The sequence below is a fragment of the Micromonospora sp. NPDC050200 genome (assembly GCF_040656135.1).
In the GTDB taxonomy this organism is placed as follows: domain Bacteria; phylum Actinomycetota; class Actinomycetes; order Mycobacteriales; family Micromonosporaceae; genus Micromonospora.
The window spans coordinates 1-25,375 of sequence record NZ_JBFALG010000032.1 but is presented as its reverse complement, the minus strand read 5'-3'; the positions used below and the strand labels follow the sequence as shown (position 1 = coordinate 25,375).

General features: G+C 73.5%; 27 protein-coding genes. 8 read left to right on the top strand and 19 right to left on the bottom strand.

All coding sequences use genetic code 11. The features are described from left to right. Positions 1-111: 111 nt before the first annotated feature. From AB0I41_RS21345 to clpB, 9 genes are all read right to left on the bottom strand, one after another. Positions 112-1,680, bottom strand: coding sequence for a polyamine aminopropyltransferase (locus AB0I41_RS21345; RefSeq protein WP_357110143.1), 1,569 nt, complete (start codon positions 1,678-1,680; stop codon positions 112-114). Next, the gene (locus tag AB0I41_RS21340; RefSeq protein ID WP_357110282.1) at positions 1,677-2,381 is read right to left on the bottom strand and encodes a hypothetical protein; all 705 of its coding nucleotides are present in this window, start codon (positions 2,379-2,381) and stop codon (positions 1,677-1,679) included. The genes AB0I41_RS21345 and AB0I41_RS21340 overlap by 4 nt, the downstream gene beginning before the upstream one ends. A gap of 65 nt (positions 2,382-2,446) precedes the next feature. After that, positions 2,447-2,869 carry a DUF350 domain-containing protein gene (locus tag AB0I41_RS21335; RefSeq protein ID WP_357110140.1) on the bottom strand — a complete coding sequence of 141 codons (423 nt, stop codon included), beginning with the start codon at positions 2,867-2,869 and terminating at the stop codon, positions 2,447-2,449. 34 nt (positions 2,870-2,903) lie between these two features. Continuing rightward, the gene (locus AB0I41_RS21330) at positions 2,904-3,329 is read right to left on the bottom strand and encodes a DUF4247 domain-containing protein (protein ID WP_357110137.1); all 426 of its coding nucleotides are present in this window, start codon (positions 3,327-3,329) and stop codon (positions 2,904-2,906) included. Beyond that, positions 3,326-3,820 (bottom strand): DUF2617 family protein, encoded by a 495-nt coding sequence (locus AB0I41_RS21325; RefSeq protein WP_357110134.1) that lies wholly within the window; start codon positions 3,818-3,820, stop codon positions 3,326-3,328. The genes AB0I41_RS21330 and AB0I41_RS21325 overlap by 4 nt, the downstream gene beginning before the upstream one ends. Positions 3,821-3,822: 2 nt before the next feature. Further along, on the bottom strand, positions 3,823-4,452 hold the full coding sequence (locus tag AB0I41_RS21320) for a DUF4178 domain-containing protein (protein WP_357110132.1): 630 nt from the start codon (positions 4,450-4,452) through the stop codon (positions 3,823-3,825). A 138-nt stretch (positions 4,453-4,590) separates the two neighbouring features. Next, positions 4,591-5,382: a hypothetical protein gene (locus AB0I41_RS21315; protein WP_357110130.1), complete on the bottom strand. Its 792-nt coding sequence runs from the start codon at positions 5,380-5,382 to the stop codon at positions 4,591-4,593. A gap of 60 nt (positions 5,383-5,442) precedes the next feature. Then, positions 5,443-5,823, bottom strand: coding sequence for a hypothetical protein (locus AB0I41_RS21310; protein ID WP_357110127.1), 381 nt, complete (start codon positions 5,821-5,823; stop codon positions 5,443-5,445). A 157-nt stretch (positions 5,824-5,980) separates the two neighbouring features. After that, positions 5,981-8,572, bottom strand: a complete 2,592-nt coding sequence (clpB, locus tag AB0I41_RS21305; RefSeq protein WP_357110124.1) for an ATP-dependent chaperone ClpB — start codon at positions 8,570-8,572, stop codon at positions 5,981-5,983. Positions 8,573-8,756: 184 nt separating this feature from the next. Here clpB and AB0I41_RS21300 point away from each other — a divergent pair, with 184 nt between their 5' ends. Beyond that, positions 8,757-9,809, top strand: coding sequence for a Fic family protein (locus AB0I41_RS21300; RefSeq protein WP_357110122.1), 1,053 nt, complete (start codon positions 8,757-8,759; stop codon positions 9,807-9,809). Positions 9,810-9,885: 76 nt separating this feature from the next. Here the strand turns inward: AB0I41_RS21300 and AB0I41_RS21295 are convergent, their stop codons facing one another. Both AB0I41_RS21295 and AB0I41_RS21290 read right to left on the bottom strand, forming a co-directional pair. Next, positions 9,886-10,137, bottom strand: a complete 252-nt coding sequence (locus tag AB0I41_RS21295) for a hypothetical protein (protein ID WP_357110120.1) — start codon at positions 10,135-10,137, stop codon at positions 9,886-9,888. Further along, the gene (locus AB0I41_RS21290; protein ID WP_357110279.1) at positions 10,134-10,469 is read right to left on the bottom strand and encodes a DivIVA domain-containing protein; all 336 of its coding nucleotides are present in this window, start codon (positions 10,467-10,469) and stop codon (positions 10,134-10,136) included. Before AB0I41_RS21290 ends, AB0I41_RS21295 begins: the two co-directional genes overlap by 4 nt. 224 nt (positions 10,470-10,693) lie before the next feature. Between AB0I41_RS21290 and AB0I41_RS21285 the strand changes: the two genes are divergently transcribed. After that, positions 10,694-10,912: a winged helix-turn-helix domain-containing protein gene (locus AB0I41_RS21285; RefSeq protein WP_357110118.1), complete on the top strand. Its 219-nt coding sequence runs from the start codon at positions 10,694-10,696 to the stop codon at positions 10,910-10,912. A 185-nt stretch (positions 10,913-11,097) separates the two neighbouring features. On the opposite strand, the gene AB0I41_RS21280 is transcribed toward AB0I41_RS21285, so the two are convergent. Continuing rightward, positions 11,098-12,195: a hypothetical protein gene (locus AB0I41_RS21280; protein ID WP_357110115.1), complete on the bottom strand. Its 1,098-nt coding sequence runs from the start codon at positions 12,193-12,195 to the stop codon at positions 11,098-11,100. A 32-nt stretch (positions 12,196-12,227) separates the two neighbouring features. Between AB0I41_RS21280 and AB0I41_RS21275 the strand changes: the two genes are divergently transcribed. From AB0I41_RS21275 to AB0I41_RS21265, 3 genes are all read left to right on the top strand, one after another. Further along, entirely contained in the window at positions 12,228-12,728 is a 501-nt protein-coding gene (locus AB0I41_RS21275; protein WP_357110113.1) for a cation:proton antiporter regulatory subunit, read from the top strand. A 5-nt stretch (positions 12,729-12,733) separates the two neighbouring features. After that, positions 12,734-13,939 (top strand): cation:proton antiporter, encoded by a 1,206-nt coding sequence (locus AB0I41_RS21270; protein WP_357110110.1) that lies wholly within the window; start codon positions 12,734-12,736, stop codon positions 13,937-13,939. 168 nt (positions 13,940-14,107) lie between these two features. Further along, positions 14,108-14,539 (top strand): hypothetical protein, encoded by a 432-nt coding sequence (locus tag AB0I41_RS21265; RefSeq protein WP_357110107.1) that lies wholly within the window; start codon positions 14,108-14,110, stop codon positions 14,537-14,539. Between the two features lie 132 nt (positions 14,540-14,671). Here the strand turns inward: AB0I41_RS21265 and AB0I41_RS21260 are convergent, their stop codons facing one another. From AB0I41_RS21260 to dnaK, 5 genes are all read right to left on the bottom strand, one after another. Beyond that, entirely contained in the window at positions 14,672-14,881 is a 210-nt protein-coding gene (locus AB0I41_RS21260) for a hypothetical protein (RefSeq protein ID WP_357110276.1), read from the bottom strand. Positions 14,882-15,075: 194 nt separating this feature from the next. Then, positions 15,076-15,516, bottom strand: a complete 441-nt coding sequence (locus AB0I41_RS21255) for a MerR family transcriptional regulator (protein WP_357110273.1) — start codon at positions 15,514-15,516, stop codon at positions 15,076-15,078. A 29-nt stretch (positions 15,517-15,545) separates the two neighbouring features. Beyond that, on the bottom strand, positions 15,546-16,736 hold the full coding sequence (gene dnaJ / locus AB0I41_RS21250; protein ID WP_357110105.1) for a molecular chaperone DnaJ: 1,191 nt from the start codon (positions 16,734-16,736) through the stop codon (positions 15,546-15,548). A gap of 82 nt (positions 16,737-16,818) precedes the next feature. Then, entirely contained in the window at positions 16,819-17,574 is a 756-nt protein-coding gene (grpE, locus tag AB0I41_RS21245; RefSeq protein WP_357110101.1) for a nucleotide exchange factor GrpE, read from the bottom strand. 48 nt (positions 17,575-17,622) lie between these two features. Further along, entirely contained in the window at positions 17,623-19,491 is a 1,869-nt protein-coding gene (gene dnaK, locus AB0I41_RS21240) for a molecular chaperone DnaK (RefSeq protein ID WP_357110099.1), read from the bottom strand. Between the two features lie 208 nt (positions 19,492-19,699). Between dnaK and AB0I41_RS21235 the strand changes: the two genes are divergently transcribed. Genes AB0I41_RS21235 through AB0I41_RS21225 form a run of 3 tightly spaced genes read left to right on the top strand, consistent with a single transcriptional unit; the run spans position 19,700 to position 24,500 of the window. Continuing rightward, on the top strand, positions 19,700-21,541 hold the full coding sequence (locus tag AB0I41_RS21235; protein WP_357110096.1) for an ABC transporter: 1,842 nt from the start codon (positions 19,700-19,702) through the stop codon (positions 21,539-21,541). 17 nt (positions 21,542-21,558) lie between these two features. Then, the gene (locus tag AB0I41_RS21230) at positions 21,559-23,220 is read left to right on the top strand and encodes a GTPase (RefSeq protein ID WP_357110094.1); all 1,662 of its coding nucleotides are present in this window, start codon (positions 21,559-21,561) and stop codon (positions 23,218-23,220) included. A gap of 53 nt (positions 23,221-23,273) precedes the next feature. Next, positions 23,274-24,500 carry a hypothetical protein gene (locus AB0I41_RS21225; protein WP_357110091.1) on the top strand — a complete coding sequence of 409 codons (1,227 nt, stop codon included), beginning with the start codon at positions 23,274-23,276 and terminating at the stop codon, positions 24,498-24,500. A gap of 15 nt (positions 24,501-24,515) precedes the next feature. Here AB0I41_RS21225 and AB0I41_RS21220 read toward each other — a convergent pair whose 3' ends face one another. After that, positions 24,516-25,058: a phosphatase PAP2 family protein gene (locus AB0I41_RS21220; protein WP_357110088.1), complete on the bottom strand. Its 543-nt coding sequence runs from the start codon at positions 25,056-25,058 to the stop codon at positions 24,516-24,518. A gap of 70 nt (positions 25,059-25,128) precedes the next feature. Continuing rightward, positions 25,129-25,375 (bottom strand): hypothetical protein (locus AB0I41_RS21215; protein ID WP_357110085.1); only part of this gene is annotated, 247 nt, incomplete at its 5' end.

The following is a 25,375-nucleotide window of genomic DNA, read 5'->3' as shown; positions in this document are numbered from 1 at the left end:
CCACTCCGGCCCAACCTCGCGCGCACCCACGCAGCCCGCGAAGGCCGTCGGCGTGGTCCGCCGGCACCGCCGCGGTGCCCGGCGGCCACCACCGCCGGCAGGACGACGGCGCTAATAGCCGCGCCACTCCGCGCGGGCGTACTCCAGCACCCTGGGCTGGAGCAACGTGGAGGCGGGGACGTCGAGACGGGCCCGGTCGGCGGGGAAGGCGGTCGCCGCCCGCAGCACCGACGGGTCGAGGAAGCGCAGCTGCGGCGCGTCCGCCGGCAGTTCCAGCGGTGGCGGGGTGCCCCCGACGGCGGCGAGCAGGAAACCCCAGTCGCCGAAGGAGGGCACGTCCACGTGGTACGGCGCGGTGGCGAAGCCGGCCTCGCGCACCGACGCCTCGATCGACCAGTACGACCGGGGCGCGAAGTACGGCGACCCGGACTGCACCACCAGCCGTCCGCCCTCGGCGAGCGCCGACCGGATCAGCGCGTAGAACTCGACGGTGTAGAGCTTCGCGGTGGCGGTCTCGTCCGGGTCGGGCAGGTCGGCCACCACCACGTCGAACCGGTCCGTGGCGGTACGCAGCCAGCCGAACGCGTCGACGTTGACCACCCGGACCCGGGGGTCGGCGAACGCGTCGCCGTTGAGCCGGCGCAGCTGCGGTTCGGTGCGGGCCAGCGCCACCACCGCCGGGTCGAGGTCGACCACGGTCACCCGGCGTACGTCGGGGTAGCGCAGGATCTCCCGGACGGCGAGGCCGTCGCCGGCGCCGAGCACCAGCACCTCGCCGCGCGGCCCGCGCATGGCCGGATGCACCAGCGCCTCGTGGTAGCGGTACTCGTCGACCGAGCTGAACTGCAGGTCGCCGTTGAGGTAGAGGCGCAGGTCGGTGTCGGCGTGCCCGACCTCCCGCACCGACCGGGTGAGCACGATCTCCTGGTAGCGGCTGCGCTCGGCGTGCACCACCGGGTCCCGGTAGAGCTGCTGCCGGGCGGTCAGCTCGAAGTCGGCGGCGGTGATCCAGGCGTAGGACAGGCAGAGGGCGACCACGACGGAGCCGGCGGCGAGCACGACCCGCGCCCGGCGGCTCAGCTCCGCCCGGAACACCGTGCAGACCAGCGCGACGCCGGCCACCGCGTTCACCGCGCCGACCACCAGCGCGCCCTTGAGCTGGCCGAAGAACGGCATGAGCAGGAACGGGAAGGCCAGCCCGCCGAGCAGCGCCCCGACGTAGTCGGCGGCGAAGAGGTCGGCGACCGCGCTGCCGGCGGACTGCTCCCGGATGCGTTGCAGCATGACCATCAGCAGCGGGATCTCCGCGCCGATCAGCAGGCCGAGCACGAACGCGGTGCCGACCAGCGCCGGGCCATAGAGGTCCAGCCAGGCGAAGGCGGCGTAGAGGCCGAGCACGGAGAGCCCGCCGAGCAGGGCGAGGGTCAGCTCGACCACGGCGAACGCGGCGGCGGCCCGGGACTGCAACGGCTTCGCGGCGAGCGCGCCGACGCCCATCGCGAAGACCATCACGCCGAGCACGATCGACGCCTGCCCGACCGTGTCGCCGATCAGGTAGCTGCCGAGCGCGACCAGGGCCAGCTCGTAGACCAGGCCGCAGGCCGCGCAGACGAAGACCGCGACCAGGACCGCCGCCCGGGCCGCCCGCCAGCGCGGCCGTGCCGGCGCGTCGGTGGTCACGCGTTCTCCGGGGTACGCGACGCCGCCGGCGACCCGGTCACGACCGGCCGCCGCTGCCGGCGCCGCTGCACCAGCCCGACGGTCACCAGCAGCGCGGTGACCAGCAGCAGGCCGGCGGCGGCGAGCAGGTAGCCCCAACGGTCCCGCCACAGGTCGCTGCCGGCGGCCGGCAGCGGGGACGGGCTCGCCGTGGCGGCGGTGGGGGTGGGCGCCGGCCCGGCCAGCTCCGCCTCGACGGCCAGCAGCGGCAGCATGACGGCCGCGCGGATGACCGCCCAGCCCGGATCGTCGACGAAGGCGTCGTCGGTCAGCCCGAACCGGTCCAGACCGCTCTCGATCGAGGACAGTTCGACGCGGGAGAGGTCGTCGGAACCGGTCACCCGGACGTACGCGTAGTCCTCGCTCTCGCTGCTTTCCGAGGTGTAGGTGACGTCGGCGACCACCTGGACCCAGCGCGGGCAGGCCGGGTTGTCCTCGACCGACACCCCGTCGCCGAGGTTGGACCCGACGCTGACCGCGTCGAGGCCGTCCGCCAGCCGCCAGCCGTAGCAGATGCCCTGGCTGGCGGCGGCGCGCTGGAGGATCGGCACCGTGTCGGTCCGCTCCTGCGCCGCCGGCGCCGGCACGTCCGTGCTCTCCGTACCGCCACGCAGCCCGGCCGCCACGCAGCCCACGACGACCGCGCCGATGCTGAGCCAGATGACCCACCCGGCCTTCGAGGACGTGGTCTTCGCGTCCTTGCCCGCCGGGCGCTTCGCCGGGGTCATCAGCTGATGGCGGCGGCGATGATCGCGCCGGTGGCGAGGTGGACGACGGCCGACACCCAGACCGCGGGCTGCGGCTCCGGGTCGACCAGCAGTTCGCCGAGCCGGCCCGGGGTCACCGCGTCGAGCAGCAGGAACGCCCCCGCCATGATGAGCAGCCCGAGGATCCCGTACGCGGCGGACCCGACCAGCCCGAGCACGACGTCGTCGTCGCTGGCGGCGATCGCGGCGACCACGATGACGCCGACCCCGGCGAGGTTCGAGGCGAGCAGCAGCGCGGCGTTGCGGTTGCGCCGCGTCCAGATCAGCTCGTCGAGCCGGCCGGGCGTGGCCATGTCGACCAGCACGTAGCCGATGGCCATCAGGACGACACCGACCACGCCGTAGGCGAGCGTGACCAGCAGATCGGTGACCAGGGTCTGCACAGGGGACTCCAGGGTGAGGGGTGGAAGGGTCGGGCTACTTGCCGGCGCCGGGGCCGCCGCCGCGTACGGTGCTGCCGCGACCCCAGCCCCAGTGGTTGCCCACCGTGGAGTGGTAGCGGGGGTAGGCGGTGCCCAGCCGCTCCAGCAGGATCACCGAACCGGTGGCGATCGGCAGGATGACCCCCGAGTCGTCGTCGTAGCGCAGGTAGACGCCGCTGCCGTCGACGTACTGGTCGGCCGGCTGCCAGGCGCCGGTCACGTCCTTCGCCACCTGACTGGGCGCCTTGTTCGAGGTGTAGGCGATCGCCTCCCGCCCGATGTCCCGGCTGACCGCCCGGGTGTACCGGTCCTGCACGTAACCGCGCGGCGAGAAGTTGCCGTAGAAGATCGCGAAGGCGGCGACCAGGGCGCCGACGACGGCGAACCCCACCCCCACCACGAACCAGCGCCGGTACGTCATCGCAGTGCCACCACCGTCTCGGTCAGGACCAGCTCGTTGGTCTGGGGGTACGCGTGCCAGGTGCGCCAGCCGACCGATCCGCCTCGCGGGTCCGGGCGGACGGCGAGCGCGGTGACCGCGTCCGGGCCGCCGGGGAAGACCCCGACCAGCGCGTACGGGTCGTCGGCCAGTTCGGCGCGGAGCGCGGCGACGCGGACGCGCAGCTCACCGGCGGACGGCCGGAGCACCGTGGCGGTGAACCGGTAGCCGTTCGGTTCGTCGTGCAGCGTGCTCGGCAGGTGCGGCGGCCGGCCCGGCAGGCAGGCCACCGTCTCCGTGAGCCCGCCGAGGACGACCTGGTGCGAGGCGCCGAGCAGGCGCAGCCGCAGCCGGGCTCCGCCGGGCAGCTCGACCTCGCGTACGGCCAGGGCCGGCAGTTCGGGGCCACCGAGGGCGAGGCCGAGGTCGGCGGCGCTGGTGTCCACATAGGGGGTGTCGATGCTGACCAGCACGCTCAGCCCACCTTGTCCGGTCCGGCCTGCGGGTAGACCATCACCTCGGAGCGGTGCAGCGGCTCGCCCACGGCCACCTCCCAGCCGGCGTCCCCGTACGCCTCGAAGGCGAGCCGGGCCCCGCCCTGCGCCCGGTAGTCGTGGTAGCGGACGGTGCCGGTCGGGTCGAGGCCGGTGGTGCCGGTGGCCGAATAGCGGGCCTGCCCGGACTCCTCCCACGAGTAGCGGCGGCCGGCGAAGTCGAGGGTGGGGGCGCCCGGCGTGACGGTGACGCCCGGTTCGGCGTTCCAGAGCACCAGCTCCAGGTCCGGGTCCTCCTCGACGGAGAGCCACCGCTTGGCCCCACCGGCGTCGTCCAGCAGGTGCTCGGCCCAGCTCCAGGCGCCCTCGACCAGGTGCACCGAGCCGCGGACCGCGTACGACACCTGCCGGATCTCCACGATGTCACCGGGCTTGAGCTTGCGCGGGTCGCCCCGGAGCGCGTCCGCGTCGGTGTCCCGGAACGGATCACCCGGTGCCGGCGGCACGGTCCTCCTCCGCTGCCGCGCGAGGGCGACCACGGCGATCACCACCCCGGCGACCCCGACCAGACACCCCACCGCCGTCACCAGGTACGCCACCGAACCGTCCACCGCGACCGCCTCCCCACGTGTCGGCGGAGACGGTAACAACCCCGCGCACCTGGAGAGACACGTCCGCACCTGAGTGATCGGCCACTCACTCACCGTCCCGCACGGGCGGACCGGCGAGGCGCGGGCGGACCGGCGAGGTCAGCTCGTCGGCGGCGTCTCCCGGCTGTCCGGTGCGGGCGGCGGCGGAGCGGGGGCCAGTTGCGGCGGCGCCCCGTGCGCGCGCGGGTCGGGGCAGACCATGTAGCCGGGCGGCAGCAGGAAGGCGGTCGGGGCGGGCGGGCCGAGCGGTGGCCGGCGGGCGTCCTCGGCGGCGCGGGGCACGAACCAGCGGTGTACGGCCGGCAGCGCCAGCAGCACCACCGCGGTGACGGTCAGGCCGAGGACCAGCAGCGCGCCCAGGCTGCCGACGCCGAAGAGGACGTCCCCCGTCTGATCGGGCGTGTCGTAGAGCTCCCGCATGAACCTCGACTCCTCCGGCGCGAACTCGCCCGGGACGTCGGAGTCCCACTCCTCGTCCGGGCCCCCGAAGGCGAAGAGGAAGGGAATGAACAGGGTCGCGAGACCGCACTGTGCGCAGACGACCAGCAGTTGCAGGCCGCCGGCCACGAAGACCAGGATCCGGGCGATGTTGCTGCCCCGGCGTACGCCGCGTGCGGTCACGGCGAGCCCGACGGCGAGCAGCAGCGCGGGCACACCGAGCACGCAGGACATGACGACGTTGGAGGACCGTTCGCCGGAGACCTCGTCCGGATCGGCGTCGGGCACCAGCCGCGCCGCGCGGTCGATCTCGCCGTTCCACTCGACCGCCTGCCAGAGCACCAGTCCGACCAGGGCGAGCAGCACGACGGCGGCGGCGATCTGCATCCAGAAGGCGACGGTGACGGCGGTGGGTCGGGGTGGGCGGGCCGGCGCGGCGGCGTCCTGCGTCATGCCCGGGAAGCTACGGGGTGCCGGTCGGTCACCGCAGCCCCGGTCCGGTCGGACTTCCCGCTACGTTCCGGCGAGCCGTTCGGTGGCGTACCCGCCCAGCGTGGCGTTGTCCATGAGGCAGCCGGTGAAGGTGGTGAACTCGCCCCGGTCGTCGCGCAGCGACGCCCAGGCGTCCCGGGCCGCCGCCGGGTCGACCCGCTCCAGCAGCGTCGCCGCGTACGCCTTCCCGGCCGGGGAGCCGTGCCGGAGCAGCCAGTCGACCTTCTCGCGCGCCTCGTCCGGGTGCGCGTCGAGCGCCCCCTCGACCCGCCGGTACGCCTCCGTCACCGGCAGCAGCGTGCCCGCGATCCCCACTCCGCCGAAGGCGACGGTGTCCGCCCCGGCGAGCTCCTGGACGGCCGCGTCCAGCTCCCGGTCCCTGCTCTTCCCGATCCCGAACATGCCCCCATCCTTTCCCCTCCCCGCCAGCCCGCACCCTGTCGATCAAGAGGTTTGCGTCGACGAACGGAAGATTTCTCGATCACCGGATCGGGGCCGGCCCGCCGGGGAGCGGGCCCGACCGGGGCGGGCCCGCTCCCCGGCGGCCGGGGTGGGTGGGTCAGGCCGGAGTGACCGTCAGGGCGTCCCTGGTGTCGGCAAGGTCGACCTTGACGGTGTCGCCGTCGCGGATCGTGCCCGACAGCAGGGCCCGGGCCAGTTGGTCGCCGATGGCGGACTGGACCAGGCGACGCAGCGGACGGGCGCCGTAGATCGGGTCGTAGCCGTGGTCGGCGAGCCAGGTGCGGGCCGCCTCGGTGATCTCCAGTGCCAACCGACGGTCGGCGAGACGGCGTCGCATCCGGTCGAGCTGGATGTCGACGATGGCGTGCAGGTCGTCGCCGCGCAGCGAGGCGAAGACCACGATGTCGTCGAGGCGGTTGAGGAACTCCGGCTTGAAGTGCGACCGGACCACCGCGAGGACGCCCTCGCGGCGCTGCTCCTCGGCCAGCGTCAGGTCGCTGATCACCGACGACCCGAGGTTGGAGGTGAGGATCAGGATCGCGTTGCGGAAGTCCACCGTGCGGCCCTGGCCGTCGGTGAGCCGGCCGTCGTCGAGCACCTGGAGCAGGATGTCGAAGACGTCCGGGTGGGCCTTCTCGACCTCGTCCAGCAGGATCACCGAGTACGGCCGGCGGCGCACCGCCTCGGTGAGCTGGCCGCCCTCCTCGTAGCCGACGTACCCGGGCGGGGCGCCGACCAGGCGGGCGACGGAGTGCTTCTCGCCGTACTCGCTCATGTCGATGCGCACCATGGCCCGCTCGTCGTCGAAGAGGAACTCGGCGAGCGCTTTGGCCAGCTCGGTCTTGCCGACGCCGGTCGGGCCGAGGAAGAGGAAGCTGCCGGTCGGACGGTCCGGGTCGGCGACGCCGGCCCGGGCGCGGCGGACCGCGTCGGAGACCGAGGTGACCGCCTCGGCCTGGCCGACCACCCGGGAGCCCAGCGTCTCCTCCATCCGGAGCAGCTTGGCGGTCTCGCCTTCCAGCAGCCGGCCGGCGGGGATGCCGGTCCAGGAGGCGACCACGGCGGCGATGTCGTCCGCGCCGACCTCCTCCTTGAGCATCGCGCCGTCGGCCTGGAGCCGGGCCAGTTCCTCCTCGGCCTGCTTCAGTTCGGCCTTGAGGGCGGGGATCCGGCCGTAGCGCAGCTCGGCGGCGCGTTCCAGCTCTCCGTCGCGCTCGGCCCGCTCGGCCTCGCCGCCGAGCCGCTCCAGCTCCTCCTTGGCGGTGGAGAGCTTGGTGATGTGGCTCTTCTCCAGCTGCCAGCGCTCTGAGAGAGCGGTGAGCTGCTCGCGCTTGTCGGCCAACTCCTTGCGCAGCCGCTCCAGCCGCTCGGCGGAGGCGACATCGGGCTCCTTGGCCAGCGCCATCTCCTCGATCTCCAGCCGGCGTACGGCCCGCTCGATCTCGTCCACCTCGACCGGACGGGAGTCGATCTCCATCCGGAGCCGGGAGGCGGACTCGTCGACCAGGTCGATCGCCTTGTCCGGCAGGAACCGGTCGGTGATGTAGCGGTCGGACAGGGCGGCGGCGGCGACCAGCGCGGCGTCGGTGATCCGTACGCCGTGGTGCACCTCGTAGCGCTCCTTGAGGCCACGCAGGATGCCGATGGTGTCCTCGATGGTCGGCTCGCCGACCAGCACCGGCTGGAAGCGGCGCTCCAGCGCCGGGTCCTTCTCGATGTGCTCGCGGTATTCGTCCAGGGTGGTCGCTCCGACCATCCGCAGCTCGCCGCGGGCCAGCATCGGCTTGAGCATGTTGCCGGCGTCCATCGAGCCCTCACCCTTGCCCGCGCCGACGACGGTGTGCAGCTCGTCGAGGAAGGTGATGACCTGACCGTTCGAGTTCTTGATCTCTTCGAGGACGGACTTCAGCCGCTCCTCGAACTGGCCCCGGTACTGCGCGCCGGCGACCATCGCGCCGAGGTCGAGCGAGACCAGTTTCTTGTCCCGCAGCGACTCGGGCACGTCACCGGCGACGATCCGCTGGGCCAGGCCCTCGACGATCGCCGTCTTGCCGACGCCCGGCTCGCCGATCAGCACCGGGTTGTTCTTGGTCCGCCGGGACAGCACCTGGATCACCCGGCGGATCTCCGAGTCCCGTCCGATCACCGGGTCGATCTTGCCGTCCCGGGCGCTGGCGGTCAGGTCGACGCCGTACTTGGCCAGGGCCCGGTAGGTCTGCTCGGGGTCGGCGGTGGTGACCCGACGGTCGCCGCCCCGGACGGTCGGGAAGGCGGCCACCAGGTTCTCCTCGGTGGCCCCGACGGTCTTCAGCGCGCCGGAGACCGCGCCACCCACCCGGGCCAGGCCGGCGAGCAGGTGCTCAGTCGAGGTGTACTCGTCGCCGAGCGGCCGGGCGATCTGCTCGGCGGCGGCGATGGCGTTGACGAACTCGCGGGCCAGGGTGGGCTCGGCGATGCTGGAGCCGCGGGCGGCGGGCAGGGCGTCGATCGCGCGCTGGGCGACCCGGCCCAGCTCGGCGGGGTCGGCCCCGACGGCGCGCAGCAGGCCGGCGGCGGTGGAGCCGTCGGTGTCCAGCAGGGCCAGCAACAGGTGCCAGGGCTCCACGGTGGCGTGACCGCGCTGGTTCGCCAGCGCGACGGCACCGGTGATGGTCTCGCGGCTCTTGGTGGTGAGGCGTTCGGTGTTCATGGGCCCTCCGGATCGGCGTGTCCACTGGGAAGGACACAACCAGAGTTGAGCGTATTCCGCTCAAGTCTATCGCTGTGACACCAGTCACTCACCGAGCCGCTGGGCGCGGCGAAACTACCCAAGAGAAATACATAAACTATGCATGGAGAGCACGTCTTATATAGTTCAAGACAGGGGTGGCGTGATGCGGAGCTTCGCCGACCTGGACCGGCTCATCGGCCAGGTTCCCGGGCCGGTGGTCACCGCTCTCGGCACGGTGGACGTGGGTCGTGGCTCCGAGGCGCTCTACCGTGATCAGCTTCCCGGGCTGCTCAGCCAGCTCGCCGATCGGGCCCGGGTCGCCAGCATCACGGCATCCTCCGCCATCGAGGGCATCGTCGTCCCCGACAACGCACGGGCGGACCGGATCCTCGCCGGCAAGGTCACCCAGCTACGGACACGGAGCGAGCAGGAACTCGCCGGTTACCGGGACGCCCAGGACTACCTCTTCCAAGGATCGTGGCGGCCGCTCAACAGCGGACTTCTCCTGCACCTGCACAAGATGCTTTTCGCGCACACGGCCGCCGAGGGCGGTCGGTTCAAGGCAGAGGACAACCTGGTGGTCGACCGGGCGACCTCTGGAGAGATGACCGTCCGCTTCCGGCCCGTCCGAGCCTCCGACACGCCGTTCCACGTGTCAGAACTGATCGACCGCTACCTGGCAGAGATGTCGGCTCAACGGCACCATCCGGTGCTCCTGGTCGGGCTCTTCGCACTCGACCTGCTGGTCATCCACCCGTTCGAAGACGGCAACGGGCGGGTGACCCGTGCCGTCACCAACGCTCTACTAATGGATGCCGGCTATACCGTCTCCCGCTACGTCAGCCTGGAGCAGCAGATCGCCGAGACGGCGGACGCCTACTACCAGGCCCTGCTGGACTCCACCCACGGATGGCACGACCACCGGGCCGACCCTTGGCCCTGGCTGACCTACTTCGTCAACATCCTGGCCACGGCCTACCGGACGTTCGCGCAACGGGCCGCCTCTGACCGTGCCGACGGCTCGAAGCAGGACCGGGTACGTGACTACGTGCTGAACCATGCTCCTGTCGTCTTCCGGATGGCCGACGTCCGCACCGCGCTGCCCGGCGTCAGCGACCCGACGATCCGCGTGGTCCTCGACCGACTCCGCCGCGAGGGCGCGATCTTCCCCGAGGGTCTGGGACGATCGGCGACGTGGCGCCGCGGGAGCCGCTGACCCTTTTCAGGCGCGATCAGGCCGCAGCACTCCTGAGCAGCTCGCTCGTGTTGTCGCCAGACGCCGGGGTGCTTGGTCAGCGGGGCAGCCGGGCCGTACAGGGAGTCTCGTGGTCGGCACGCAGGACGCAGCGGCGGCCGTTGTCGAGGCGCTGGTCGCAGAACACCCGGTGGCGTACCCCCTGCTTGTCCTCGGTGGAGACGGTGGTCTCGCCGGGATCGACGTGGGCGAGGAAGGCCAGCGAGCGGGCGGCGGTCCGGGCGAGGATCTTGGCTCGGGCGAGGTCGGCGGCGGTGACCGGCAGGTGGATGACGTACCGGCTGGTCACGGGTACCGGGCCGAGTCGCGCGTGGTGGGAACCTGACGGGACTGCCACTCGCGGAGGGCGTCCTTGATCCTGGCGGTCTCCTCCCGGCTGCGGACCACCTCGGCGTGCGCGGCGGCAAGGTCGCCGGCGACCCGATCGAGGAACGCGGCGACCTCGCCCGGGTCCAGGCCGCGACGGCAGGTGGCGAAGGTCCGGCTGCGCACCTGCCACGGCCGCAGCGGGAGGTAAGACGTCGAGCGGTACGCGCCGGCCGGCGGCTGGCGGTGCGGGCCGGACCGGATCGGCGGGCCGGCGTTGCGTCGCCTCAGGAGCGGCCGCAGGAAATTACGCACGGTGAACATGCCCTTTCGACGACTGTCGGGCTACTGGGCTGGGCAAGGTCGGGACGGACCACGGGGGATGCCCGCCCCGACCAGATGAGCGCCCCAAGTGCCATCCGGAGGCGTTCGCAAGGAACCCACAATCGCCACCGGTTGTAGGTCAATGACCGACTAACGATTGCTTGAGGTTGGAGGTCGCTACGTGATCGAATGGGCGTGCCATCCGGGGAGTGTGTATGCCCAAGCAGCAGTACCAGGTGCTCGCAGACGAGCTGAAAAGCAAGATCGACTCAGGAGAGTGGCCGCCCGGCACCAAGCTGCCGAGCCGTTCGCAACTGTGCAAGGAATACGGCGTGTCGGACACCGTGGTCGGCAAGGCGATGATGATCCTGCGCGCGACCGGCCTCACCGAGACCCTGGAAGGGGTCGGAGTGTTCGTCGCCGAGCCGAAGTAGCAGGGACAGGCCCGGCTCTCGTCCCTGCCACCCCGCCGCTGTCAATGGCGTGATGACGTAAGCGATTCAGCTCCAAAGGACGCCGCCACCACCGGCGCTGGTCGACCGAGCGCCGGCAGCACGAGCCGCAAGCGCCGGCAGCACGAGCCGCACACCAGGACAAGGACCGGCGCGGAGCGCGGCGGTCACTCTCCGACCAGGACCACCCTGATCCACCGGCGGGTACCGACCGGGCCGACGGCGAGGACGGTCTCGTCCGGAGCGCGGGCCACCAGCGTGCCGTCGCCGAGGAGGCTGAGGTAGTGGTTCGGCCCGAGCGGCCAGGCGACCGGCGTGTATCGCCCGTCGATGACCACGCCGACCCCGGACGGGCCGGTGACCGCGACCCGCCCGGCCCCCACCGGGGCCACCGACAGGATCCGCGACGGACAGGACTCCGCGGGCACCGGCAGCCAGCGCCCCAGGTAGCGCCAGAGCGCCGGGAAATCCATCCGGTCCGGCCGCTCTCCCACCAGCCACACGTCGCCGTCCGGCGCGACCCGCACCCGGAGGGTGGACACCGCGCCGTCGGGCGCCGGCACCGGGGTCGGCTGCCAGCTCCGGCCCCGGTCCGTCGAGACCGCCGCGTACGGCCGGTCGTCCGCCATGCCTGCCGCCACCAGCAGGTCGTCGGAGGAGGCGACGGTGTCCAGGCCCGGCACCGGCGGCTGGGCGGCGAGCGGGCGCGACCGCCGGCCGTCCCACTCGCCCACCCGGCCGGTGGCCTCGATCACCTGGAACCGCCCCTGCGCGGCCCGCCACTCCGCCGGCACTTCGGCGGTACGCACGAAGCTCGCGCCGCCGTTCGTGGAGGCGTACCAGCCGTGCGGCTCGGCCCCGAGCACCACCAGCCCGGGCGCGGTGTAGAGCTGCTGGTTGTCGGCCACCGGGCGCGGGTGGCGCACCTGCAGCCAGGAGCGGCCCCCGTCGAGGGTGGAGAAGAGCAGCGCCGGGCAGCTCCGGTCCGGCGGGCGGCCGTCGCAGCCGGCGAAGAGCGCCCAGCCGTGGGCGGCGTCGGAGAACTCCAGGTACGGATCGTCGTACCGCTGGGCGACGGCGACCCGGACGGCGCGTACCTCGTCGAAGCCGGCGGACGGCGGCGGTGCCGGCACGGTCGCGGGCGGCGGAGACGGCGCGGCGGTCCGGGCCGGCGGATCGCGGCGGACGTCGCCGATCGCCGAGCAGGACGCGAGCACCGGGACGAGCAGCAGGGCGAAGACCGGGCGGAGGATTCGACCGATCATGCGCGTCTCCTCGGCAGGGTAGCCTTGCCCGGGTGCGAGTACGTGTCGAACAGACTGCCCTACCGGGGATCGGCGTACGTCACGATCTGGTGACGGAATCCGGTCGCCGGCTCGGCGTGGTGTCCCACCGCAACGGCCGTCGGGACCTCGTCCTGTACGACCCGGACGATCCCGACTCCTGCCAGGCCGACATCCCGCTCACCGACGACGAGGCGGAGGCGCTCGCCGACATCCTCGGCGCGTCGCTGATGCTCGGCCAGCTCTCCGGGCTGCGCGAGCAGGCGGCCGGGCTGCTCACCGAGCAGATCGCCATCTCGGCGGGGTCGAAGTACGTCAACAGGCAACTCGGCGACACCAGGGCACGCACCCGCACCGGCGCCTCGATCGTGGCGGTGCTCCGTCAGGGCGAGGTGAACGTCTCGCCCGATCCCACCTTCCGCTTCGCGGCCGGTGACGTGGTGGTCGTGGTCGGTACCCGCCAGGGTCTCGACGGGGTGACCGCCATCCTCGCCGACAGTGACCCGGACGGCTGAGGCGGATGCACGAAACCACCACACTGCTCGTCGAGGTCGGCGCGCTGCTGCTGCTCCTCGGGCTCCTGGGCCGGCTCAGCCGGCGGTTCGGGGTGTCCCCGATCCCCCTCTACCTCCTCGCCGGCCTGGGCTTCGGCCACGGCGGCCTGCTGCCGCTCGCCGCCAGCGAGGAGTTCTTCGCCGTCGGCGCGGAGATCGGCGTCATCCTGCTGCTGGTCATGCTCGGCCTGGAGTACAGCGCCAACGAGCTGGTCGGCAACCTGCGCTCGGCGGCGCCGGCCGGGCTGATCGACGCGCTGCTCAACGCGCTGCCCGGCTTCGCGTTCGCGCTGCTGCTCGGCTGGGGCTGGGTGGCCGCCGTGGTCCTCGGCGGCATCACCTGGATCTCGTCCTCCGGCGTGATCGCCAAGGTGCTCGGCGACCTGGGCCGGGTCGGTAACCGGGAGACCCCCGTGATCCTCTCCGTGCTGGTCATCGAGGACCTGGCCATGGCGCTCTACCTGCCGCTGGTCACCGCGCTGCTGGCCGGCGTCGGGCTGGTCACCGGCGGCATCGCCCTCGCCGTCGCCGTGCTCACCGTGGTCGTCGTCCTGGTGGTGGCCATCCGGTACGGCCACCTCATCTCGTCGGCGCTGTCCGCCAAAGACCCGGAGGCGCTGCTGCTCGGCGTGCTCGGGCTGACCCTGCTGGTCGCCGGCGTCGCGGCCAAGCTCCAGGTGTCGGCCGCGGTGGGCGCGTTCCTGGTCGGCATCGCGCTCTCCGGGCCGGTGGCGCACCACGCGACTGAGCTGCTCTCCCCGCTGCGGGACCTCTTCGCCGCGGTGTTCTTCGTCTTCTTCGGCCTGGTCACCGACCCCCGGGACATGCCGCCGGTGCTGCTGCCGGCGCTGGCCCTGGCCGTGGTGACCATGGGAACGAAGCTGCTCACCGGCTACCTGGCGGCCCGCCGGGCGGGCATCGCCGAGCCCGGTCGCTGGCGGGCCGGCTTCGCGCTGATGCCGCGCGGGGAGTTCTCCATCGTCATCGCCGGCCTGGCCGTCGCCGCCGGCACCGTCGAACCCCGGCTGGCGGCGCTCGCCACGGCGTACGTCCTGATCACCGTGGTGACCGGGCCGATGCTGGCGCGACTGCCCGACATGGGCTGGTTCAAGGCCTGGCTGCGGCGGCGGGCCGGCGTCCGCCGGCCGGAACCGGCGCCGATCACCGACTGAGCGCGGCCGGGTCGGCCGTACGGCCAACCCGGCCGGTCCGGCCGTTGTCGAATTGCTCCCGACAGGCTCTTCCGTCAACCCGCCGGCGGCGGTTACCGTTTCGCCCCAGCAAGCGAGGGCTCCGCGGGTGGCCGGTGCGTCCCGCGGACGCGAATGGGAAGGTTGCCGGTGAGCGTGCAGGATAGGACGTTCCACGGCTTCGCCAACCCCGTCGACCCGTCGCCGGCGGAGTTGCGGACGTGGGCCTACTACCCGGACTCGGTGCCGCTGGCCTCGATGCCGCCCGACTGGGACCTGCTTCTCGCCGGGGACCATCTGGTGCTCACCCTCTTCGATCTGGCGATGGATCCGACCTGCCCGGCCCGCCGGTTCGCCCTGCACTGCCTCTACATCTACGCGGCGGACGGCATCCGCACGAACTTCCGTGCCCACCCGAAGCGCCGCTTCCGCAAGCTGGTCGAGCAGGCCGAGCGGGAGGGCGACGAACTGATGCGCGACTGGGCGCACAACAGCCGGGTGCTGCTGGCCCGGCAGGACCTCTTCGTCTACCAGGACTGGTGCGAGGGCGGCCTGGTCCGGGAGAACCGCCGGATCGGCTGACGCCCGTCGGCGGCACGACGTGGGCGGGGCGCCGCCCGTGAACCCTCGACGGCGTGGTCGCATCGCGGTCCCGGTTTCAAGACGGCGAACGGGCCGGGACCCCCCGTGGGTCCCGGCCCGCACGTCGGCGGATCAGCGTTCCGATCCACCCTGCTCCCGGCGTTTCACTTCGGCGCGTCCCTGGTCGATGCCGTGGTCGACCTGGTCGGCGAACCTGCCGTTTTTGATCTCGTCGGTGAAACGGCCCTTGGTGATCCGTTCGAATCCCTGCCGGACGTTCTCGGCCACCTTGTCGAGCCGGTCCTCCGTTTGCCGGGCGACCTTCTTCGCCGATTCCGTCATGGCTCCCCCTGCCATCGGAGTCCGGAATGAGTCGGTTGGACCTCATTCTGAGGCTAACGGAACGGCTCCGACCACCGCCGGGAAACCGGAGACCGGGCACCGGTGGAGGCCACTGCCGCAGACGCGGGTGTGGGGTGTGCGCGGACGGCGGCGCCCGGCCACCACAGGGCGGGCGGCCGGGCGCGGCAGGATGTTCAGCGGTCGGGCGTACGGCGGGGACGCCAGACGACCAGCGCCGTCGAGGTGCGGTTGGTCGGCACCAGGTCACCGCGCGGGAAACCGCCCAGCGACTCCAGCTCGGCGATCCGGCGGTACGCGGCGTCCAGCTCCGCCTCCAGCCGGGCCACCCGCTGCTGCGCCTGGTCCAGCAGGCGCTCCAGCCCGATGATCCGCTTCACCCCGGCCAGGTTGATGCCGTCGTCCTGGCTGAGCCGCTGCACCTCCCGCAGCAGCACCACGTCACGCACGCTGTAGCGACGCCCACCACCGGCCGCCCGGCCGGCCTGCACCAGGCCCAACCGGTCGTACTGGCGCAGGGTCTGGGGGTGCATCCCCGCCATCCGCGCCGCGACCGAGATCATCAGCACCTTGGCCTCGTAGGCAGGGTCACCCGAACCGACGAACTCGCCCGACATCCCGCTCACCTCCGCACCTGATCCACCGGTCAACCGACCCGACGCACCCGCGCGTCGAGATGTTCCCGAGCCGCCGGCGGAGTCTGCTCGGCGAACGACTCCAGCGTCGCCCGCGCCTCGTCCGACACCGCCGCCGGCACCACCACGTCCAGGGTGACCAGCAGGTCACCGGCCTGCCCGTCGCGCCGAACCACGCCCTTGCCCCGGGCCCGCAGCACCCGCCCGGACGGCGTACCCGGCGGCACCCGCAGGGTCACCGCGCCGTCGAGGGTGGGCACCCGCAGGTCGGTGCCGAGCACCGCCTCGGCGAAGGTGATCGGCACGGTCAGGGTGAGGTCGTCCCCGGTACGCCCGAACAGCTCGTCCGGACGGACCTTGACCTGCACGAACAGGTCACCGGCCGGGCCGCCGCGCTCACCCGGCTCGCCGCGCCCGGCCAGCCTGATCCGCTGACCGTCGGCCACCCCGGCGGGAAAACGGACGTTGAGCGTGCGGGTCTTGGTCACCCCGCCGGTGCCCTGGCACTCCGGGCACTTCTCCTCGACGACGGTGCCCACGCCCTGACAGGTGCGGCACGGCTCGGAGAAGCTGAACGACCCCTGGTTGCGGGTGGTCACCCCGGCCCCGTGACAGACCGGGCAGGCCTTCGGCCGGGTGCCCGGCTTCGCGCCGTCGCCGTGGCAGGTGTCGCAGACCCCCGGCGCCCGCAGCGTCAGCGGGACGGTCACCCCGCGCACCGCGTCGTCGAAGTCCAGGGCCACCTCGGTCTCCACGTCCCGGCCGCGGGCCGGGCCGCGCGGACGCGCCGGGCCGCCGGCCCCGCCACCGCCGGAGAAGATCGAGCTGAACAGGTCGGTGAAGCCGCCCCCACCGAACCGGCTGTCCGCGCCACCGGCGGCGCCACCGGCGAAGAGGTCGGAGACGTCGAACGGCACCCCGCCGGGCTGCCCGGCGCCCCGGGCGCCGCGCCGGAACGCGCCCGAGCCGAACAGCGAGCGCATCTCGTCGTACTCGCGGCGCTTGGCCTCGTCGCCGAGCACCGCGTACGCCTCGGAGACGGCCTTGAACCGCTCCTCGGCCTTCGGGTCACCCGGGTTGTGGTCCGGGTGCGACTCCCGGGCCAGCTTCCGGTACGCCTTCTTGATCTCGTCCGAGGAGGCGGACTTCTGCACGCCGAGCGTGCCGTAGTAGTCCTTCTCGATCCAGTCCTTGGAACTCACCGGTCCACCCCCTTCCGCGTGATGAGGCCCGGTCGCCCCGCCCGCCGTGCGACGGCGGGCGGGGCGACCGGATGGTCGTGCACTATTCCGGGTCGGCGACCGCGACCAGCGCGGGCCGCAGCAGCCGCTCCGCCAGCAGGTAGCCGCGACGCATGACCTGGACGCAGGTCGGCTCGTCCACGTCGGCCGAGGTCTGGTGCGCGACCGCCTCGTGCCGGGTCGGGTCGAACGGGTCGCCCTGCTCCCCGAACGGGGTCAGCCCGAACTTGCCCAGCGCCGTGGTGAGCTGCTCGGCCACCGAGCCGAACGGCCCGACCAGGTCGCCGTGCTCGCGGGCCCGGTCCAGGTCGTCCAGGATCGGCAGCAGCTCGGTGAGCACCGTGCCGATCGCCTGCTCCTGGACCAGACCGCGGTCGCGGTCCACCCGCTTGCGGTAGTTGGCGTACTCCGCCGACACCCGCTGCAGGTCCCGGGTCCGCTCGTCGAGCTCGGCCCGGAGGGCCTCCAGCTCGGCGCCGAACGGGGAGCCGGCCGCGCCGCCGTCGGCCGGCTGCGCGGGGGCGTCCACCACGGTCGGGCCGGCCGGGGCCGGACCGTCGACCGCATCGGCCTCGGCCTCGATCTCGTCGACCACGACCTCGCCCTCCTCCACCAGGCCCTCGGCCGGGACGTCCGCCCCGGCGTCGGCGGCGGCGGGCGCCTCCTCGGTCTTGCCGATCTTGCGGTTGTTGCGGATGACGACCCGCGGCCCGTCGCCGGCGGCCGGCTCGCCGGGCGCGGAGCCACCCGGCACCGACCCGGAGGCGCCCGGGTCGGCGGCTCGTGGCTTCTCCGTCATGCGGCTACCTCGATTTCTCTGCCGTGAGTCCGGGTCCGGGACGAATCGTCACTTCTTGTCCTCGTCCACGATCTCCGCGTCGACCACGTCGTCGGCGGCCCCGGCCTGCGGGCCGCCGGCGGCACCCGCACCCGCACCCGCCGCGCCCGGGCCGGCCGCGCCCGGCTGCTCGCCCTGCTCGGCCTGCTGCGAGTAGAGCAGCGAACCGGCCTGCTGGGAGACCTGCGCCAGCCGCTCGTGGGCCGCCTTGATCTTCTCGATGTCCTGGCCGCCGAGCGCGCCGCGCAGCTCGCCGAGGGCCTCGTTGATCTGGTCGCGGTTCTCGCTGGGCAGCTTGTCGCCGCTCTCGGCGAGGAACTTCTCGGTCTGCCACTGGAGCGCCTCGGCCAGGTTGCGGGTCTCCGCCTCGTCGCGCCGACGCTTGTCGTCCTCGGCGTGCTCCTCGGCGTCCCGGCGCATCCGCTCGATGTCGTCCTTCGGCAGCGAGGAGCCGCCGGTGATCGTCATCTTCTGCTCCTTGCCGGTGCCCAGGTCCTTGGCGTGCACGTTCACGATGCCGTTGGCGTCGATGTCGAACGTGACCTCGATCTGCGGCACGCCGCGCGGCGCCGGCGGGAGGCCGGTCAGCTCGAAAGTCCCGAGCTTCTTGTTGTAGGCCGCGATCTCCCGCTCGCCCTGGAACACCTGGATCAGCACCGACGGCTGGTTGTCGTCCGCCGTGGTGAAGACCTCGGAGCGCTTGGTCGGGATGGTGGTGTTGCGCTCGATCAGCTTGGTGAAGATGCCGCCCTTGGTCTCGATGCCCAGGCTCAGCGGGGTCACGTCGAGCAGCAGGACGTCCTTGACCTCGCCCTTGAGCACACCGGCCTGCAGGGCGGCGCCGACGGCGACGACCTCGTCCGGGTTGACGCCCTTGTTGGGCTCCTTGCCGGTGAGCTGCTTGACCAGGTCGGTCACGGCCGGCATCCGGGTCGAGCCGCCGACCAGGATGACGTGGTCGACGTCCGCGATCTTGATCCCGGCGTCCTTCACGGCCTGCTCGAACGGGCCCTTGCAGCGGTCCAGCAGGTCCTGCGTCATCCGCTGGAACTCGGCGCGGCTGAGCGTCACGTCCAGGTGCAGCGGGCCGGCGGCGCCGGCGGTGATGTACGGCAGGTTGATGTTGGTGGTGGTGGCGGCGGACAGCTCGATCTTGGCCTTCTCGGCGGCCTCGCGGAGCCGCTGCAGGGCCATCTTGTCCTGCCCCAGGTCGATGCCGTGCTCGCCCCGGAAGGTCTTCACCAGGTGGTCGATGATGCGCTGGTCCCAGTCGTCACCACCGAGGTCGTTGTCACCACTGGTCGACTTGACCTCGATGACGCCCTCGGCCAGCTCCAGCAGCGACACGTCGAAGGTGCCGCCACCGAGGTCGAAGACCAGGACGGTCTGCTCCTTGGAACCCTTGTCCAGCCCGTACGCCAGGGCGGCCGCGGTCGGCTCGTTGACGATCCGCAGCACGTTGAAGCCGGCGATCTCACCGGCCTCCTTGGTGGCCTGGCGCTGACCGTCGTTGAAGTAGGCGGGGACGGTGATCACCGCGTCGGTGATCTGCTCGCCCAGGTACGCCTCGGCGTCCCGCTTGAGCTTCATCAGCGTCCGCGCCGAGATCTCCTGCGGGGTGTACTTCTTGCCGTCGATGTCGACGGACCAGTTGGTGCCGATCTCCCGCTTGACCGACCGGATGGTCCGGTCGGGGTTGGTCACCGCCTGGCGCTTGGCGACCTCACCGACGAGCACCTCGCCGTTGCGGGCGAACGCGACGATCGACGGGGTCGTCCGCGACCCCTCAGCGTTGGCGATGACGGTGGGCTCACCGCCCTCGAGAACGCTGACGCAGGAGTTCGTCGTGCCGAGGTCGATACCGACCGCACGTGCCATCTTCGCTTCCTCGCTTCGTAACGTTGAGCAGGTCACGGGGCCTGCCCGGCGGGTCGCCCGCAGCGACCGCACCATAAGTTGAGTGAACTTGACTCAATAGTGCCATGCCCCCGGCAAACCGCAAGTCGAGGTTGAGTCGACCCGGCGCAACCCGACCGTTACTACTGTCCGGTTGTCTTCCCTTGCATCGGTCGGGCACGCTTTAGCGGTGACGACGAACGGCGATCCCGCCACCCGGTCCGGCGCGCCCACCGTCGCCGCCGGCACCGGATCGCCGGACGTCGCCGAGACGCCGCCCGGCACCAGCGCCGACGGCCTCCCGGCCGCCCTGACCGGGCTGCGGGCCGCGATCGGCGCCGCCCGCTTCCCGCTGACCCTGCCCTCGGCCGAGCCGGCCCGGCGTACCGCCTCGGCGCTGGCCGACCAACTCGACGACTACCTGCTGCCCCGGCTGGCCCGGCTCGACGCGCCACTGCTGGTGGTGGTCGGCGGCTCCACCGGCGCCGGCAAGTCGACCCTGGTCAACAGCCTGGTGCAGGCCCGGGTGAGCGCCGCCGGGGTGCTCCGCCCGACCACCCGCTCCCCGGTGCTGGTCTGCAACCCGGCCGACTCCACCTGGTTCCGCCAGGGCGAGCTGCTGCCCGGCCTGACCCGCACGACCGAGCCGGCCGAGGACCCGCGCACCCTGCACCTGGTCACCGCACCCGCGCTCCCGGCCGGGTTGGCCTTCCTCGACGCGCCCGACATCGACTCGGTGGTCGACGCCAACCGGGCCCTCGCCGGCCAACTGCTGGCCGCCGCCGACCTCTGGCTCTTCGTCACCACCGCCGCCCGGTACGCCGACGCGGTCCCCTGGGAGCTGCTGCGCGGCGCCCGGGCCCGGGGCGCGGCGATCGCCATGGTGCTCGACCGGGTGCCGCCGGAGGCCGCCGACGAGATCGCCGCCCACCTGTCGGAGATGCTCGCCGCGCAGGATCTCGGCGCCGCGCCGCTCTTCGTCCTGCCCGAGACCTGGGTCGACGGCCAGGGCCTGCTGCCGGACAAGGTCACCGCGCCGCTGAGCGCCTGGTTCGCCCGGCTGGCCGCCGACGCCGAGGCCCGGGCCGCGGTGGTCCGGCAGACGCTGGACGGCGCGCTCGCCTCGCTGCACCCGACCGTCGAGGCGCTGGCCGAGGCCGCCGAAGAGCAGGTCGCCGCCGCCGACGCGCTCGACGAGCGGGTACGGGCCGCGTACCGGGGGGCGCAGCGGACCGTGGCGGAGGGGCTCAAGGACGGCCGGCTGCTCCGCGGCGAGGTGCTGGCCCGGTGGCAGGAGTTCGTCGGCACCGGCGAGTTCTTCCGCACCCTGGAGGCCCGGATCGGCCGGCTGCGCGACCGGGTGGTCGCCGCGATGACCGGGCGTCCCGCCAGCCCCGCCGTCGAGCTGCACAACGCCATCGAGTCCCAGCTGGTCACCCTGCTGCGCGGGGTCTCGTCCGAGGCGGCCGAACACGCGTACACCGCCTGGAAGGCGCACCCGGCCGGGGCGGGACTGCTCGAACCCGGGCTGGCCCACCCCTCCGACGACCTGTCCGAGCGGGCCGAACGACTCGTCCGGGACTGGCAGCGCGGCGTGCTCGACCTGGTCCGGGCCGAGGGGGGTGACCGGCGCTTCGTGGCCCGCACGGCCGCGTACGCGGTCAACGCCACCGGCCTCGCCGTCATGATCGCCGTCTTCGCCTCGACCGCGTTCATCCCCACCGGCCTGGAGGTCGCGACCGGGGCGGGCACCACGGTCGCCGCGCAGGCCGTGCTCCAGGCGATCTTCGGCGACCAGGCCGTGCGTACCCTCGCCAACAAGGCCCGGGCCGATCTGCTGGAACGGATCCAGGCGCTGCTGGACGAGGAGGCGGCGCGCTACCTGACCCGCACCGACGAGGCCCGGCCCGGCGCGAACGCCGGGGCCGAGCTGCGCCGGGCCGCCGGCCGGGTCGAGGTGGCCCGGCACCGCACCGGCCTGGCCGAGGGTGACGGCCCGGGCCTGCCCGCCCCGACCGGCGGCCGCCGGTGACGGGCATCGTCGGCCGGATGCGCGAGGCGTTCCGGGGAGACCAGCGGATGGACGCCGACGACCTGGTGGCCCGCCTCGACGCGGTACGCCGGTTCCTCGACGCGGTGGACGGCCAGGTGCCGGACTCCCGCCTGGTCACCGCGCACACCCTGGTCGAGCGGGCCGGCACCCGGCTGGCGCTCTCCCGGGACCACACCGTGGTGGCGCTCGCCGGCGCCACCGGCAGCGGCAAGTCCAGCCTGTTCAACGCGCTGGCCCGGCTGGACCTCTCCCCGGTCGGGGTGCGCCGCCCCACCACCGGCGTGGCGCACGCCTGCGTCTGGGGGCCGCTCGACGGCGCCACCCGGCTGCTCGACTGGGTCGGCGTGCTGCCCCGGCACCGGTTCGTCCGGGAGAGCGCGCTGGACGCCGACGACGAGACCGCCCTGCACGGGCTGGTCCTGCTCGACCTGCCCGACTTCGACTCGGTGCAGCGGTCCCACCGACTGGAGGTGGACCGGCTGCTCGGCCTGGTCGACCTGGTGGTCTGGGTGGTCGACCCGCAGAAGTACGCCGACCGGGTGATCCACACGAGTTACCTGCGCGAGTTCCACCGGCACCGGGACGTGACCCTGGTCGTGCTCAACCAGGCCGACCGGCTGTCCCCGGCCGAGCTGCCCCGGGTCCTCGACGACCTGCGCCGGCTGCTCGACGCCGACGGGCTGGACGGCGTACCGCTGCTGGCCACCAGGGCGGTCGACCAGGCCGGCATGGCCGGGCTGCGGGAGGCGCTGGAGCGGGCGGTCGCCGAGCGTCAGGCGGCGCTGCGCCGACTCTCCGGCGACGTGGACACCGTCGTGGCGGGGCTCGGCGAACTGGTCGACCCTGACGTCCCCCGGAACGCGCCGGACGACGACACCGTCGGGCCACTGGACCGGGCCCTGGCCGGCGCGGCCGGCGTGCCGGCGGTGGCCGACGCGGTCGAGGGGGCGTACCGGCACCGGGCCGGCGGCACGACCGGCTGGCCGGTCGTGCGGGGCTGGCGCCGGCTACAGCCGGATCCGCTGCGCCGGCTGCACCTGCCCGGCCCTGCCGGCGAGGCGGACCAGCCGGCGGAGAGCCTGGTCGCCGCGACCTCGGTGCCCGACCCGACCACCGCCCAGCGTTCCGCTCTCGGGCTGGCCATCCGCGCGGTCGCCGACCGCGCCGGCGCCGACCTGCCCCCGCCCTGGCCGGACGCGGTCACCACGGCCGCCCGGTCCCGCCTGGACGACCTGCCGGACGCGCTGGACCGCGCGATCGCCGACACCGACCTGGGCCTGGACCGCCGGCCGCTGTGGTGGCGGCTGGTCGGCGGCGTCCAGTGGCTGGTCACCCTCGCCGCGCTGGCCGGGCTCGGCTGGCTGCTGCTCGGCTACGCGCTGCGCGTACTCGGGCTGCCCGCACCGGAGTACCCGCGGGTGGGCGAGGTGCCACTGCCGACCCTGCTGCTGCTCGGCGGCCTGCTCGCCGGCCTGCTGGTGGCCACCGCGACCCGGCCGGCGATCCGCTGGGCGGCCCGCCGGGCCCGGCAGCGGGCCCAGAAACGCCTCACCGCCGCCGTGGCCGAGGTCGGCGACACGTACGTCCGCACCCCGGTGCGGGCCGTCCTCGACCGGTACGGGCAGGCTCGGGACGCGCTGCGCGACGCCGCCCGGTGAGAGTGGCCGGCGCGACGGGTGCCCGGGCCGCCGCAGCGGCGTAGGGTCGGACCATGGCCACGCCACAGACCCCCTACGACGCGGTGCTGCACGCCGCACGCGACGTGACCAGGCTGGACACCGCCCTCGATGCCGAGATGCTCGGCGCCGCACTGCTGGGCAGCGTCTACGCGATCGCCGAGACCGACCGGGAGCGGGCCGTCCGAGAGTTCGTCTCCGGCTTCCTGGCCGCCACCGCCCGCCGGCGGACCGCCGCCGCGACCACCATCCGGTCGGTCTTCGCCGCGCTGGTGCCGGATGCCGAGGGCGCGGCGAAGGTCCGCCCCGGCGCGCAGGCCCCGGCCTGGTCCGGCCAGCTCGGCCGGGTCCATCTCACCGGCGCCTGGTCGTACGGCGACGTGTACGGCGACCAGACCTCCTACCTGGCCACCTTCGCCTACGACGACCTGACCGGCGGCCCCGAGCACGCCCTGGTGGCGCTCGTCGACCACAACATCGGGATCACCAAGGACGTCTTCGTCGGCGGCCCCGCCGAGCGCATCCTCGAACAGGTCCGGCAGATGTGCGCCGCCGACGACCTGACCTGGTTCCGCGAGGAGGACCCGGCCCGGATGCACGGCGAGGTGAGCCGACACCTGACGGTCACCGACGACTTGGGCGACCTGCCCGGCGAGGGTTCACTCGCCACCGACCGGGCCCTGGTCGGCGCCCGGCTGGCGGTGCTGCCCGGCGCGACGGCCAGCACTCTCACCTGGGGCGCCGAGCCGCTCACCGGCGAGGAGCGCAGCGAGCTGGTGCGCGCCTTCCTGGCGTCTCCGGAGGCGGCCCGGTTCGGCCTGGACGCCCTGGACGGCGACGCGGAGCTGGCCTCGCTGCACTTCTGCCTGGGCCTGCTCTTCGACCACGCGGCGAGCTTCCCGGACGCCGACCCGCTGCGCTGGAGCCCGGCGGTGGCCGGGCTGTTCCTGCTGGACTGGGTGCACCGCCGGGCCGTGCTGGACATGGACGACGCCGCGATGCTGCCCCGGGTGCTGCGCGCCTGGGCCGCGTACGCGGGACGGCGGCGCGGGCTGCCGGAGCAGGCCACCACCCGGACCGACGAGGCGATCGAGGAGCTGGTTCCCGAGTTCGCCCGGCTCTACAGCACCGGCGAGCGGCGCAGCCCGGCCACCGCCGCGGTGGCGCAGCTGATGGCGGACGGGGTGGACCCGGACGACCCGGCCGCGCTGGACGCCTGGATCGAGGCCAACCGGCAGCGCCTCGGCGACGACACGCCCTGACCGGCTGCGCCGCGCTCAGCGCAGCGCGGCGTAGACCAGGCCGGCGATCAGACCGCCGACCACGCCCCCGGCGACCACCTGCGGGACGGTGTGGTCCCGCAGCCGGACCCGGGACCAGCCGGCCAGGGCCGGCAGCGGCACGGCGGCCAGCATCCGGGGGCCGAAGGTCAGCGCCAGCACCACCACCGCCCCGGCCGCCACCGCGGTGTGGATCGACATCTTCCACCGGTGGCTGACGGTCACCGCCACCACCAGACCGACCACCCCGGCCGCGACCAGGGCGAGCACCGGCCGGGGGGCGCCGAGCGCCGCGAGCAGCGCCAGGCCGGCGGTGGCCGAGGCCAGACCGAAGAGCAGGGGTACGCGTCGCTGCTCGCGGACGCCCACGTGGTGGTCGGTGAGGCGTCCGCGCCGCACCCCGCCGAGGATGTACGCGAACGGGATGCCGCTGGCGAAGACCGTGGCGAGCAGCGCCCAGCCCAGCCCGTGCGCGCCGCCGGCGCCGTGCCAGCCGAGCGCCACGGTCAGCGGGGTGACCAGCACTGCTGGGGCGGTCACCTCGGTGACCAGCCGGGCCAGCCGGGTCAGGGGTCCGGGCGGTACGACGACCGGGCGGAGCCCACCGTCGTCACCGCCCCCGTCGATCCCGTTCAGCGCCCCGTCCCCGATCCGTCCCGTCCGGGCCCCGCCCCGGGCCGGTGGCGCCGGCGGCGGGCGTACGGCCCGGCCAGCTGGCGTCGCCCGTCACCGTACCGTCCGGGTCGGGGGCGTCGTGGCTGCCCTTCGCCGCGTCGGTCAGGTGCTGGCGCGCCTCCTGGTCGGAGACCTCCCAGCGCTCCATGTAGTTGTCCGTGAGGAACGTGTCGTACGCCGCG